Source organism: Nocardia takedensis NBRC 100417, assembly GCF_000308695.1.
In the GTDB taxonomy this organism is placed as follows: domain Bacteria; phylum Actinomycetota; class Actinomycetes; order Mycobacteriales; family Mycobacteriaceae; genus Nocardia; species Nocardia takedensis.
Genome location: NZ_BAGG01000230.1, coordinates 1 through 11,782 on the forward strand (window position 1 = coordinate 1; position 11,782 = coordinate 11,782).

Below are 11,782 nucleotides of genomic sequence, written 5' to 3' on the forward strand. Positions count from 1 at the left end.
CCCGCGATCATTCGCATGACCGTCGTCTTGCCCGCGCCGTTGGGCCCGAGCAAGTAGGTGATGGCCCCGTCGGGAGCCCGGAACTCGACGTCGGAGACGGCGAGGTTCTCACCGAATCGCTTGGTGAGGCCGTGCACGGTGATCATGGGAAGTCCTGTACAGACATGGCGGACGCGGAAACCTCTCGGGGACGACGCGCGACCGGAGTGACCCCCGCGCGGGCGGGGACCACTCCGGTCCGGCGAGGATCGCTCAATAACCGAAGTCCGGGTTGCCCTGGCAGCCGAGGTCGGCGCAGGTGGCCTTCCAGTCGTACTTCCACAGGCCGGCGTCGCGGATGAAGTAGTAGTTGGTGGTCTGGGCCGGGAAGCCGGCGATCACACCGTTGACCGTCACCGAGAGCCGGTCGCCGTTGACGTTGACCGGTCCGATGGCGCGGCCCTGGATGGAGAAGAAGTCCATGGTCCGACTGCTCTGCATGACCTTCTCCAGCGCGGGGCGCGCGCCGGGGCCGTTGTAGCTGACCTCGACCTTGGGATCGAGGGAGATGTTGGGGTTCCAGAAGGCGGCGAACTGCCGTTCGAGCTGGTCGAGGCTGGGCACCGCGGCGCTGACGTAGAGGTCGGCCGCGCGGCCGTCGCGGATCGAGACGTCGGCGGCGGCGGGGCCCGCCACACCGAATCCGAGTACGGCGGCGAACAGCGCGGCGGTGGCGATCTTGATGACCTTGAGCATGGCACCCTTCTTCATTGGCCCAGGGGTTGCGCGGCGGAAGCGCTGTGCCCCAGTGGGTCACGCGTTCCGGCCGCCGCCCGGGGCGTCGTCGCAGGTGAACCTGCCTCGGGCGAGTGTCACGATAGCCGCGAGAGTTAGGTGAGTCAAACCTAAGTTCACGATTTGCTACCCCGATGGCCCCGAATCGGACGTAGTCCGATTTGTCGGATATACCAGCCTCGCTGTGCCGGAACGACTCTCAGGCGATTTCCATCGTCGGCGCCATCGCCGCCGCCCGACCGGCCCGCACGGCCGGGCCGCGGCCCAGCCGGTACCCGACCCCGCGCACCGTGATGACCCACGAATTGGCCCCGAGTTTCGCGCGCAGCGCGCGCACGTGGGTGTCGAGGGTCCGACTCGAGGTCGCCCATTCGGTGTCCCACACCCGCGACATCAACTCCTTGCGGGTCAGGACGGTGTCCGGTGTGGTCGCCAGGGCCAGCAGCAACTCGAACTCCTTGGTGGTCAGGCCGACCGGTTTCCCGTCCAGATGCACCTCGTGCCGTCGGCCGTCGATCACCAGGGGGCCGATGGCGAAGGAGTTCGCCTGCCGCGTGGGCGGATAGGCGCGTCGCAGCAGCGCCGCGATCCTGGCCAGCATCTCGCGCTCGCCGCAGGAGACCGGGACGCAGTCGTCGGCGCCCGCCTGCAAGGCGAGTACGCGATCCAGTTCGGCGTCCTGCGCGGTGACGGCGATGATCGGCGTCGGCCCCGCCGCCCGGATCGCCCGGCAGATCTCGAGGCCGTCGACGTCGGGGAGTTCGAGGTCGAGCAGCACCAGATCCGCCTGCCGGTGCACGGCCATCGCCTCCGTCCCCGTGCCCGCACACCCCGCCCGGTATCCGCGACGCCGCAGTTCGCGTACCCGGGATTCGGCCGCCGCCGTGTCGCCCGCGACCACCAGTACATGGACCGTCATCTGATCACCACCGTCTCGAACAGGACGCAACGCCATTGTTTCGACCGGGAACTCCCACCCCGTCAGGGAGCCTATCCGTATCGCGAGCGAAATCACATACCGGCAATTCGGATTCGAAGCCATTCCCGCCGATCCGACCCCGCGCGTCAGCGGCCACACCGCCAACGCTCGGAATTCGCCGGGCATAGCGATCCGGTCGGTTTGTTGTAATCGCTTGATACCTGACGTGGACTCCAGCTTATTTTTTCCACCACTCGGCGGACCTCGGAAGACTGTTGTGCCTGCTCGAGACGGTTGCCGTGATTACTCACCGCCGTGCCGGGTACCCGCACACCCCGGTTCCGGCCACGCTGAGACGTCCTCATCAGGCCAGCGGCTTCACTGCGACAGTGACCGGAAAAGTCGAGGGTGCGCGGAACCGTCATCCGCACGACCTACGCCCGAACGCGCGCGCCGACGGCCGATCTGCGGATTCTTCGCCTGTCATTAATTTCCGATTGACGTACCGAAACGATCGATCCTGTTCCGGATAGCGAGAATTTCGCGATTGTCAACGGTTTGAATTTCTCCGATTTCGCGGCGCGAATACCGCGACGGCCCATCGGCGCGTTTATTCCCCGCGCGGAAGCGGATTTTCGTGAGAGCACACGGGCGGACCGCGGTCATCCGGCGCGGCACACCGGGATTCGCTCAGGCGCGCGGTTGCCTGCGGGGCCGCGCGCGCCCCCCGCGCACACCACGGCGCGCGGTGATCGGGGTGTCCGCGGGATCACGGCCGGGCCGTCGGTCGCCGGGCGGCGCCTCGGCATGGCGGGTCTCGACGGGCGATCCGGCGTAGCGGGCTTCGGCGACCAACCATTCGGCCACCGCCCTGGCGTGTTCGAGGGTCGCGGCGGACTCGGCCTCCGCGCGCCGCGCGCGCTCGCGGGCGCTGTCGCGCTCCGCGGCGGCGGTGTCGGCGGCGAGGGCGTTCTGCTCGGCCGCGGCGTCGGCCTCCTCGAGGCGCAGCGCGAGTTGTCGCGCGGCCTCGCGCAATTCCCGGGCCTCGCGCTCGGCGGCCAATTTCGCCGATTCGGCTTGCATGAGATGGTGGTAGGCCTGCACGCGCACCGATTCCATCTCGGCCTCGTGGATCTCGGTGTCACCGAGACTGCGATAGGTCGACTCCAGCACCGAGATCTTGGCCGCGAGACCGTCGAAGGCCCGCAGCAATTCCTCCATCTGGAGGGATACCGCCGCTTTGGCGACGGAATACGGACGATCTCCGCCGGGTCCGCCCTCACGCGCGTGGCCCACCGGCGCAGCCTGTGCACGGTGGCGGCGCCGGTGGGCGGTGGCGGCGGTGTGCGGACGTCCCTGCTCGTCGACCCCGTCCAGGCAGTAGGCCGGCGGCTTTCCACTGCCGGTACCCGCTCTGCGTGGTCGCAGGCAGTGCGGGTACCGACAGAACGCGACGTCTAGGCAAGGCACCGACCTGATGAGCTCGTCCAGCTCGTCCAGTGAGATGACTTCGGCGAGTCTGCCGCGGATCTCGTCGCGCTCGCGCGCGTCGAGGCTCCCGTCTCCGCGAGCCTGCTCGAGTGCGCCCTCGACCAGGCGGACAGCGCGCGGCAACGCGCTGAGCCCGCCGAGTCCAGGGGAAGCCACCGGTGAATCATATCATTCGCCATCATGTCGAAATGTGATGATATAAAACAGGTTTCACTCCGCCAGGTGCGGCCTGCGCGCCGGGAACGCGTGCGCTTGGGCCACCACGACGACCAGCAACACCGGGATCATCAGCGCCAGCACACTCCACGGGAAGGACTTGGGTCCGAAGCCGTCGAGCAGCAGGCCGCCGACCGCGCCGCCGCCCGCCATGAACGAGTTCCACGTGGTGACCAGCAGCGCCTGCCCCCGATCGCCGCCCGCGTCGGTGACCGCGGTCTGCAACAGGGTGGTGACGCCGCCCCAGCCCAGACCCCAGAGCACCATCGCGAAGAAGATCACCGGCAAACTACCCGCCAGGACCGCCAGCAGCCCCGCGGCGGCCAGGAACAGCGCCGCGCTGACGATGGTGAGCTGCCGCAGTTTCCGGTCGACGAGGCTGCCGGTGATCCAGATGCTGACCACCGAGGCGATGCCGAAGACCAGCAGCACGATGTCGCGCCAACTGTCGAATTCGTAGGCGTCGAGGAAGGTGGCGATGTAGGTGTAGAGGATGTTGTGCGCCAGCACGTAGGCCGCCACGACGAACAGCACCGCCGCCACGCCGGGCAGGAACAGCGCCTTGACGATGGGTTCGCGATGTTCGTCGGGGCGCTGCCCCGGCGCGTCGGGGACCGTGGCGATCAGCCACACCAGCAGCGCGACCGAGAGCGCGGCCACCAGACCGAAGGTCAGCCGCCACCCGAACAGACCGCCGAGGAAGGTGCCCAACGGGATGCCGAGCGACAGCGCCAACGGCACGCCCGCCATCGTCAACGCGATGGCGCGGCCTTGCAGGTGCGGCGGCGCCAGACGGCGGGCGTAGCCGACGAGTTCGGCCCACACCGCGGCGGCGGCGACGCCGGCCAGGACACGGAAGCCCATGGTCAGCAGGTAACTCGAGGACACCGCGGTGACCACGTTGGCGATGCCGATCATCGTCACCGCCGCCAGCAGCAGGTGCTTGCGCCGCCAGGCGGCCGTGGCGATGGACAGCGGAATGGCCGCGATGCCGGTGGCGATGGCGTAGACGGTCAGCGCCTGGCCCATCGCCGATTCGCTGACCCTGAGGTCGCCCGCCATCTCCGGAAGCACTCCCGCGGGCAGCGCCTCGGTTAGAATTCCGATGAAGGCGGCCGTGGCCAGCGCCAGCAGCGGCGACAGGGGCAACTTCCGATTATCTTGGGGTGGAACCGAACTGGTGGACAGGTCGTTCTCGGAAACTGTGCCGAGAGGTACCTCGGATGTGGACATGGCAGAATCTTCCAACCTTCACATTGGTGTGAGTGTCAAGTCAGTGGATATGAGGTGGGTCATATGCTGATCGGCGAGCTGTCCGCGCGAACCGGCACACCGCGACGTCTGCTCCGCTACTACGAGGAGCAGGGTCTGCTGGTGGCCGAGCGATGCCAGAACGGGTACCGCAACTATCCGGAGGGCTGCGTGAACCGGGTGCTCCAGGTGCGGGGGCTGCTGGATTCCGGTCTGCCGACGCGGATCATCAAGCAGATCCTGCCCTGCATCAACGATCCGCGGGCCATCCACGTCTCCGACGCGACACCGGAGACCATCGCCCTGCTCGAGGCCGAACGCGACCGCATGACCGACCGCATCGAATGTCTGCTGCGCAGCCGCGAGGCGATCTCCGGATACCTGCGCGCGGTGGACAACAGCGGACAGATCACGGAAGCGGCGTCGTAGTCCCTCCGTTCGTCGAGACGAGCGCGCCCGGGTCGGCGACCGCGGGCGGGGTCAAGGGGATCTCGGGCGCGACGGGGCCGAAGCGGACCGGATTGTCCAGCACGACCCCGTGCGAGGTGACGTCCAGGACCAGGCGATCGCCGTCCTCGATCCGGAAACCCGCGTGGTAGCTGGCCTTGTCGGCGCCCAACAGCAGGTAGTTGACCAGTCCGGGACGACGCAGCAGCGGGTAGGACAGCACGTGGCGGGCCGTGTCGGCCACCCGGTGGTACAGCGAATCCGCCCCGCAGGAGAACGCACCGCTCCACACGGGCGCGCCGGCTCGCTCGATGGTGACCCGGCCGGTGACCGTGGTGGGCGGCGGCCCCAGGAACAGCCACGGGGTGATCGAGGTCTCGCACAGTTTCGCGTAGGGCGTCCAGGCCCACGGCTTCTCCAGGTGCAGGCCGATGTCGTTGAGATCGTTGCCGAAGGTGTAGCCCGCGTAGTGCGGAACGCCCGCCGCGTCGTTGACGAACACCAGCGCGACCTCCGGTTCCTCGAGCAGCCAGATCGGCTCGGCCGGGGTGACCAGCGCCTCCCCGGGCAGTTTCAGCCAGGACCCGAAACCCTTCTGGTAGTAGTTCGGCGCGACGAATTCCTGATCCGGGGCGGGCGCGTGGTCGAATTTGGTCCGGTGCGTGCCCATGAAACCGTTGACCAGCGCGTTGTTGGTCGCCCTCGGCAGCAGCGGCGGCAGGTAGCGCACGTCGGGGCCGTCGAGGTCGACCTCGCGACGCTCGGCGGCGGCGAGCAGGTCCGACAGCGCGGACCCGCCCGCGATCACCGCGGCGGCCGCCGCGCCGTCGTCCACCCGGTACAGGGTGTGCGGCCGACCGGGCACGGGCAGACCGAGTCCGACGTGGCGCTGCCGCTCGTACTCGACTTCGAAGAGGACGGACATGGCGATTCCTTTCGGGGAGAACGCGTCCGGGCGATCCGGTCCGCGGGAGCGGCTGGGCGGGCGCTCAGCCGGCGAGATCGGCCAAGGCGGCCTCGACGCGGTCGAGCGCCGCGCGCACCGAGGGCGTCGTCAGCGGGTCGGGCGCGGCCAGGACGGCGGCGCGTTCGGCGTCGGACTCGCCGTAGAGCCGTCCGGTCGCCAGACGCACCCGCAGCGACCGCGCGTCCTCGCCGAAGGCCGCACCAGGGAGCACCCCGATCCCGTGCCGCTCGGCCAACTGGGCGGTCAGATCGGCGGCGTCGTCGATCCCGTGCACCCGGTGCAGGCGCGCGCGCAGCGGCGCGAAATCGGGGTAGAGGTAACAGGTCGCGCGCACGGGAGCCAGGTCGGCGCCCGCGGCGACGACCCGGTCGGCGACGGCGCGCACCACCCGCTCGTGCAGGCGCAGCGAGGCCGCCACCCGGGCACGCACCTCGGGCGGTTCGGTGAAGGCGTAGGCCGCCGCGGCCTGCACCGGCGCGGCCGCGGTCGACCAGATCTGGCTCGCGATCGCGGTCAACCGGGGAAAAAGGTCACGGCCCGGCGGGACTTCGGGCAGTCGCGCGACGCCGAGCCGCCACCCGCCCAGCGCCAGGTTCTTGGTGATCCCGGTGGTGACGACGGTCCGCTCCGGGGCGAACAGGGCCGGGGACACGGCGGGCGTCGCGGCGTCGAAGACCAGATCGCCGTAGATCTCGTCGGAGACGATCACCAGGTCCAGTTCCCTTGCCACGTGCGCCAATTCGGCCAGCGTGGCGGCGCTCGCGAGGGTGCCGGTGGGGTTGTCGGGCACCGTGACCACCACGACGCGCGGATCGCGTCCCCGCGCCCGCGCCTCCCGCACCGCCGCGCGCAAGGCCGCCGGATCGGGGACGCCGCCCTCCCCCGGCCGGATCGGCACGGGCAGCGGCCGCGCGCCGGCCAGCCGGGCTTGGGCGGCGTAGCTGACCCAGCTCGGCACCGGCACCGCCACGTCGCCGCCCAGCGCCAGCAGCAGCGCGAACAGCAGCGGTTTGCTGCCCGGTCCGGCTACCACCAGGTCGGGATCGGTGTCCAGGCCGCGTCGCCGCCAGTAACCCGCGACGGCGTCACGCAATTCGGGACTGCCGGGCACCTGGCCGTAGGCGTTGTGCCCGGCGGCCTCGGCCAGCCGCCGTGCCAGCGACGGCAGCACCGGCAGGCCGATCTCCCCGCTCGCGAGCGAGACGACCCGCTCCCCCGCCAACCGCCGCTGCCGCAGCGCCTCGTCGGCGGCGAGGGTGGCCGACATGGTCACCGGCGCGAGTTCGGACATGAGGTCTCCTCTCTCACGAACCGGCCTGGAAGTGTCGGCGCAGCACGACTTTGCGCACCTTCCCGGTCAAGGTCTTGGGCAGTGCGGGCAGTTGTTCCACGCGGTCGGGCAGGAAGCGCTCGTCCTGTCCCGCCGCCAGCAGGTGCGCGCGCACCTGCGCGAGCGTCGGGGACTCCCCGTCGGCGGGCACGAGCACCACGAGGATTCGCGGCCCGTCGGGATCGTCGAGCCCGACCAGCGCGGCGTCGCGGATCGACGGGTGCCGCCCGAGCACCGCCTCGATCTCGGCCATCGGCGCGACGATCCCGTCGCGGACGACGGCATCCTTGGCACGGCCCAGGATCCGCACGCCGCCGCGCCCGTCCGCGCGCGCCACGTCGCCGGTCTCGAACCAGCCCTCGGGCGTGATCTGCGCGTCGAAGACCGCCTCGCGTCGGTAGTAGCCCAGCGCCCGCGAAGCGCCGCGCACCAGCAGACGGCCGGTGTCGCCGTCGGCGGCCTCGGTCTCGAGCCGCAGTCGCGTCGCGCCGATCGGCGCGCCGTGGCTGTGCGCTGCCCAGTCCGGGTCGTAGTCGAGTCGGGTGACGGTGATCGGCCCGAACTCCGACATGCCCCAGATCGAATGCGTCGCCGCGCCGAGCGTTTCGCGCACCTCCGTGACCAGATCGGCCAGTACCGGCGCCGCGCCGACCACGACCTGCCGCAGCGAGTCGATCGCGCGCGGCGTCGCGCGCTGGGCGGCCAGCACCTCGCCGATGGTCGGCGGCGGCCCGTAGAGCAACGTGGCCCGGTGGCTCTCGATCAGGTCGAGCAGGCGCGGGTTGTCGGTGTGGTCCTGGAACAGCACGGTCGCCCCGAGCAGAACGCCGACCAGGATGCCCTGTCCGAATCCGGAGTAGTGGATCAGCGGCGTGGTCAGCGCGGCCACCAGATCCGCGCCGAGGCCGAGGACGTCGACGTACCCGCGGATCGCCGCGTAGACGGTGTTCTGGCTGTGCAGAACGCCTTTGGACTCCCCGGTGGTCCCCGAGGTGAACAGCACCACGAACGGTTCGTCGGCACCGAGTTCGCGCCCGGCCGCGCTCTCGCGCTCCTCCCGGGCGGTCGCGACGAAACGCGCGTGGAAGTCGAGCGCGCCCGGCGGGGTCGTCCCCTCCCCCAGGGTCAGCACGTGACGTAGCGCGGGCAGGTCCGCGCGCAGGTCGGCGACCGCGCCGAGATCGGCGGACGGCACGGTCACCAGGGCGACCGCCTCGGTGAGCGCCAACCGGTGCCGCAGTTCCTCGGGCGGACAACCGGGGGCGATCGGGCACAGCACCGCGCCCGCCTTCAGGCAGGCGAACAGCAGCGGCACGATCTCCCAGCGGTTGGGCGCCTGAACGGCCACCACTTCGCCGCGCCCCACCCCGAGATCGACCAGCGCGCCGGCGAATCGGTCGGTCAGCCGGGCGATCTCGGCGTAGGTGAGGGTGTCGGCGCGCGCCTCGCGCAGACGTCGGGCCACCACGGCGGTCTTGTGCGGACGCTCCCGCGCGCACCGCCGCAGGTCGTCGAGGAAGCCGGTCTCGCGCCACCAGCCACGCGCCCGATACTGCTCGGGGCCGTCGGGGCCGGTCGCGGCGGGCAGATCCGCGACCGGCAGGACGGTGGTCATCGCCGTTCTCCGCGACGGAGGTCGAGCAGGACCGTCAGCGGGTCGCCCGGTTCGGCGGCGGCGATGGCGAGCAGGTCGCGGGTGTTGGCCCGCACCCGGTCGGCGATCCAGTCGAACACCCACGCCTTGCGCGCCTCGGCCGCGAGGTCGAACGGCACCACCCGGGTGACCGCCAGCGCGGCCGACCCGGCCCCGCCGATATTCGCGATCACGCCGGGCACCAACGTGGTTCCCGCCGCGCGGGCCTTGTCGCGGGCGTCGTCGGTGGAGCTGATGTTGCCGCCCTCGACCACCAGCGCGGCGCGCAACCGGTGCACGTTGCCGGTGTGCAGCGCGTGCTTCTGCGCCGCGAGGACCAGGATGTCGGCGTCGACGTCGAGCCAGGCGTCCGGTTCGGCGGAGACGGTCACGCCCTGCGGCAGGCGGGTGCGGTCGATCGAGCCGAAATTGTCGGTGATCGACAGCAATTCGCGCACCGGGAGCCGATCCGCGCTGATGGTGCCCTCGACATCGGCCACGCCGACGACGAGGTGGCCGCGGTCCTCGAGGAACTGGGCCACCGCCTTGCCCACCGCGCCGAACCCCTGGACGACCACGCGCGCCGCCGTGGTCCGGCCCGTGGCCTCGAGCGCGGTGACCGCGGCGACGCCCACACCGTGCCCGGTGCAGTCGATCAGCGGTTCGTAGTAGGTGCGCCAGTCGATCGGCATATCGGCCACGCCGGGCCGGTAGCGCGGATCGTAGCCGGCCTCGGCGAAGAACACCGCGCGGTCGGCCGGGGTGACGCCCATGTCGATACCGAGGTGGATTCCGCCGTGCAGCAACGGTTTCACGGTGCGGCCGAAGGTGCGGAAGGTCTGCTCCCGGTCGCCGCCCTCGGCGACGATGCCGCCCTTGGCCCCGCCGATGGGCAGGCCCGCGAGGATGAACTTGTGGGTCATGTCGCGGGCCAGGCCCGCGACCTCCTCCTCGCTGACGGTGGGCGTCATCCTGACCCCGCCCATGGCCAGGCCGTCGTAGAGCGAGTCGACGACCACCCAGCCGGTCAGCGGGCCGCCGCTGCCGTGGAGATGGACCGTGAACGCGGGTTTCCGATTGTCGATGTCGGTCATGACCGTTTCCTCGTTCTCTGGGGAGGGATCACTGGTAGAGGTCGGCGAATCCGCGCAGGATCTCCAGACCGTCGCGCCGGAATTCCAGGTGCGCCTGCGCGCCGTGGATCCGGCCGTCCTCGGAGCGCAGGAATTCCACCGACGCGTGCGCGGAGTGTCCGATGGCCCGGAAGCCGGGCGGCGCTTCCCGCACGTAGAGGGTGTGGCGATGGAAGACGGTCACCGTCGAACCGACGTGCTCGAACAGCGGTTCGGCGGTGTCCACCGTCGCGTCGTGGCCGCCGACCCGCGACGGGCCGTCGATCAGTCGCGCGCCCGCCGCCACCGCGATGATCTGCATGCCCCCGCAGATGCCGAACACCGGGACCGAGGTGGTGGTAACCAGGTCGATCAGCGGGGCGTAGTAGTCGCTGTCGTAGGCGCGAACCTTGGTGCCGCTCAATACGATCGCCTGGTAGCGGCCGTCGACGCGGGCGGGGACCGACGCCGCGGGGACGGCGTCGGTGTCGGAGCCGAGTTCCTCGAACCGGCCGCGCAACTGCGGCAGCGACAGGGTTCCGTTGTTCACGACGAGTACTCGCGAGCGAGCCATGGCGGATGCTCCTGACCTTCACGTTCGGGTGATCACGGTGCCGGTGCGGCCCGCGATCAGTTCGGAAACGGGTGCGCTGCCGATGATCACGCGGCCCACGCCCTGCTCGATCGCCTCGCAGGCGGCCCGCAGTTTCTTGCGCATCCCGCCGGTCGCGCCCCGGTCGCGGAACTGCGCGGCCTCGCCCGCGGTGACCCAGCGCACCGGTTCGCCGTCGATGAGCAGGTGCTCGACGTCGGTGACCAGCACCAGATCGGTCGCGCCGAGCGCGGCCGAGACCGCGGCGGCGGCCCGGTCGGCGTCGGTGTTGACCTCCTGCCCCGCCGCGTTGCGGGCCAAGGGGGTGACCAACGCGGCCTGGCGCGGGGCCAGATCCCGCAGCGGCGCGGGATCGACCCCGGTGATCGGGCCGACCAGGTTGTCCAGTTCGACCAGTTGCTTGTTCTGCCACCACCAGCGCTCGCCCGCGCCCGCCCGGCACAGCCCCTCGCTGCCGAGCAACCGCCGCACGGCGATGCCGCGGGTCTGCAACCGGGCGAACACGTCGGCGGCCAGTTCGCCGCTGACCGCCTTGATGTCGTCGAGGACTTCCGGTGTGGTCCAGCGACTCTGGTTGCCGTAGCGGTCGCGCAGGATCGTCGGCGGCCGGGCGGTGCGTTCACCGAGTTCGCGCAGCGCCTTGGACCAGCCGTGCACCAACACCAGCGGGGTGTGCTGCCCGTGCCCGGCCAGATCGTCCCACCAGGCGCCGTCCAGATCGTCGAAGCAACTGCCGCCGAGTTTCACCACGATCGGCGGCGCGGTCGTCGTCGGCGCGGTCATGCCGGCATCACCGGTTGCATGGTCAACCCGCTCTCCTCGGGGAGCCCGAATCGGAGGTTCATCGCCTGCACCGCCTGTCCGGCGGCGCCTTTCACCAAGTTGTCCAGCGCGGCCAGCACGACCAGCCGCCCGCCGTCCTCGTCCTTCAGGACGGTCACGTCGCAGAAGTTCGACCCGAGCACGGCCTGCGGATCGGGCACCGGGATCAGCGTCTCGGTGTGCCTGCGCACCCGCACGAACCGGTGC

General features: G+C 70.7%; 12 protein-coding genes and 1 pseudogene. 1 reads left to right on the forward strand and 12 read right to left on the reverse strand.

The window, feature by feature from the left end; all coding sequences use genetic code 11:
* From ON30_RS28730 to ON30_RS28750, 5 genes are all read right to left on the reverse strand, one after another.
* A partial coding sequence (locus ON30_RS28730) for an ATP-binding cassette domain-containing protein (protein WP_040712343.1) occupies nucleotides 1–146 on the reverse strand: 146 nt, incomplete at its 3' end.
* A 106-nt stretch (nucleotides 147–252) separates the two neighbouring features.
* Nucleotides 253–750, reverse strand: coding sequence for an MTB12 C-terminal domain-containing protein (locus ON30_RS28735; protein ID WP_245554264.1), 498 nt, complete (start codon nucleotides 748–750; stop codon nucleotides 253–255).
* A 223-nt stretch (nucleotides 751–973) separates the two neighbouring features.
* Complete coding sequence (locus ON30_RS28740) at nucleotides 974–1,693, reverse strand: response regulator transcription factor (protein ID WP_051030100.1); 720 nt, start codon at nucleotides 1,691–1,693, stop codon at nucleotides 974–976.
* 690 nt (nucleotides 1,694–2,383) lie between these two features.
* Nucleotides 2,384–3,340 carry a hypothetical protein gene (locus ON30_RS28745; protein ID WP_157183896.1) on the reverse strand — a complete coding sequence of 319 codons (957 nt, stop codon included), beginning with the start codon at nucleotides 3,338–3,340 and terminating at the stop codon, nucleotides 2,384–2,386.
* A gap of 54 nt (nucleotides 3,341–3,394) precedes the next feature.
* On the reverse strand, nucleotides 3,395–4,549 hold the full coding sequence (locus tag ON30_RS28750) for an MFS transporter (RefSeq protein ID WP_218006322.1): 1,155 nt from the start codon (nucleotides 4,547–4,549) through the stop codon (nucleotides 3,395–3,397).
* Nucleotides 4,550–4,696: 147 nt separating this feature from the next.
* Here ON30_RS28750 and ON30_RS28755 point away from each other — a divergent pair, with 147 nt between their 5' ends.
* Nucleotides 4,697–5,080, forward strand: a complete 384-nt coding sequence (locus ON30_RS28755) for a MerR family transcriptional regulator (protein WP_040712347.1) — start codon at nucleotides 4,697–4,699, stop codon at nucleotides 5,078–5,080.
* On the opposite strand, the gene ON30_RS28760 is transcribed toward ON30_RS28755, so the two are convergent.
* The 7 genes and pseudogenes from ON30_RS28760 to ON30_RS28790 form a co-directional block, all read right to left on the reverse strand.
* The gene (locus ON30_RS28760; RefSeq protein ID WP_051030102.1) at nucleotides 5,061–6,023 is read right to left on the reverse strand and encodes a fumarylacetoacetate (FAA) hydrolase; all 963 of its coding nucleotides are present in this window, start codon (nucleotides 6,021–6,023) and stop codon (nucleotides 5,061–5,063) included. The genes ON30_RS28755 and ON30_RS28760 overlap by 20 nt on opposite strands.
* Nucleotides 6,024–6,087: 64 nt before the next feature.
* Nucleotides 6,088–7,356, reverse strand: a complete 1,269-nt coding sequence (locus tag ON30_RS28765) for a pyridoxal phosphate-dependent aminotransferase (RefSeq protein ID WP_245554265.1) — start codon at nucleotides 7,354–7,356, stop codon at nucleotides 6,088–6,090.
* Nucleotides 7,357–7,369: 13 nt separating this feature from the next.
* Nucleotides 7,370–9,010: an AMP-binding protein gene (locus ON30_RS28770; RefSeq protein ID WP_040712349.1), complete on the reverse strand. Its 1,641-nt coding sequence runs from the start codon at nucleotides 9,008–9,010 to the stop codon at nucleotides 7,370–7,372.
* Nucleotides 9,007–10,122, reverse strand: a complete 1,116-nt coding sequence (locus ON30_RS28775) for a Glu/Leu/Phe/Val dehydrogenase dimerization domain-containing protein (protein ID WP_040712351.1) — start codon at nucleotides 10,120–10,122, stop codon at nucleotides 9,007–9,009. The genes ON30_RS28770 and ON30_RS28775 overlap by 4 nt, the downstream gene beginning before the upstream one ends.
* Nucleotides 10,123–10,150: 28 nt before the next feature.
* A complete protein-coding gene (locus ON30_RS28780; protein WP_040712353.1) occupies nucleotides 10,151–10,714 on the reverse strand; it encodes a glutamine amidotransferase-related protein in 564 nt (187 codons plus the stop codon).
* An 18-nt stretch (nucleotides 10,715–10,732) separates the two neighbouring features.
* Nucleotides 10,733–11,536 (reverse strand): amino acid kinase family protein, encoded by an 804-nt coding sequence (locus ON30_RS28785; RefSeq protein ID WP_040712355.1) that lies wholly within the window; start codon nucleotides 11,534–11,536, stop codon nucleotides 10,733–10,735.
* Nucleotides 11,533–11,782 (reverse strand): annotated as a pseudogene (locus ON30_RS28790) (hypothetical protein); the annotation flags it as partial. The pseudogene ON30_RS28790 and the gene ON30_RS28785, both read right to left, overlap by 4 nt.